General features: G+C 38.5%; 2 protein-coding genes. Both read left to right on the top strand.

All coding sequences use genetic code 11. From position 1 onward, the window contains the following. The coding region (locus HT737_RS30130) for a hypothetical protein (protein ID WP_306287325.1) at positions 1–378 on the top strand (378 nt) is incomplete at its 5' end. Positions 379–622: 244 nt separating this feature from the next. Beyond that, the gene (locus tag HT737_RS30125; protein ID WP_182404643.1) at positions 623–922 is read left to right on the top strand and encodes a hypothetical protein; all 300 of its coding nucleotides are present in this window, start codon (positions 623–625) and stop codon (positions 920–922) included. Positions 923–1,328 lie beyond the last annotated feature (406 nt).

Raw genomic sequence — 1,328 nt, 5'->3', positions numbered from 1 at the left:
GGAAAGGATATCTCCATGAAAAAATTGCTCTTCATTCTCACACTCTTCAGCGCATTTTCTTGCTCCGCCGCGACAATCCTCAATCCGATGGATTTCGACGGTTCAGAAGCACAGAAACAACAGGTCATTGATTCCATCACCGCAACGGTGAGGAAGGACTACTGCGAAAAAATCGACATGTGCCAGGAAAGCACTCTTCGCATGATGGAAAAGAAGAATCTTGACTCCTTCAAAGAAGCGACTAAAGCCACTGATCGAAAAATAATGAACGCAGTGATTCATGACTATTGCGAGAAAATTGACATGTGTAATTACAGCACTATATGGATGATGTACAAGAAAAATTTTGAAGCCAAGAACAAAAGCCTTACATGGTAGTTAAAGTACGGAACTTAAAGGTGATAGACCTATAAAACATCACACAAATAAATCTGTCACCTTTTCTTTCTTTTCTTTTTTCTTTCAGGCAAAAAAATAATAAATTCGCCCGTTAATCCCCCCACCAAAGAACAAATTATATGTCAATTAAAAAATCACAAAACGGCGACTGCAAACACACTGAAGCAACAAAATCCAGCACACCACTAACACAACTTACATTTTTCGCAAAAAAATCTTGGCCTTGGATTTTGATATTTTTTTTACAGTATCAATTTCCGCCGCATATATTTCAAACTTTCACAACCATTCACTCTCATCAGACCCATCAGACTGGGGGGCACTAGGAGACTATTTCGGGGGGTTAGTAAATCCTCTGGCCTCAACAATCGCCTTATATTTTCTGATCAAAGCATATCTATCCCAAAAAGAAGAACTGTCCGAAACAAAAGATGCCCTAAAAGAATCGGCGGAACAAAATAAAATCTCCGCTGAAGCGCAGCGTGAGCTAGCCGAACTGCAAAAAAAAACAAAATATCGCTAAATGAAAAATCAATAAAAAGTCAATATTATTACTCAAAAATCGAGTCAAAACATAAAGAAATAAGTTTTCTATATGAGGAAATTGAGCGCTGCACAACGGCAAAAAACTCAGATAGATATACCTTTGATTCCAGTGGAAACAGACTCTATACAAACCCTGAAATAGACAATTACCGTAGTAAAATGTATTCAAAGGTTTCGAGGACACTAAAAGAAATTGCAGAGATTAACGCGCTATTAGCTCAAGACAACGAATGACATCCCACCCCCAAGAACCTTCTATGAGAGTTACGCATTAGTAATCATAAAAACGAGGAAAAAAAATGAAAGCAGGAAACGTTAACGGGCAAGATATAAAGCAAGAAGTCTGGTGCGACAAATGTGCAAGAACTGGGGGCTCGCAATGG

Source organism: Pseudomonas sp. MD195_PC81_125, assembly GCF_014060985.1.
Classification (GTDB): domain Bacteria; phylum Pseudomonadota; class Gammaproteobacteria; order Pseudomonadales; family Pseudomonadaceae; genus Aquipseudomonas; species Aquipseudomonas parakoreensis.
The sequence above is the reverse complement of the archived record's forward strand: the minus strand, read 5'-3'. Positions and strand labels throughout refer to the sequence as shown.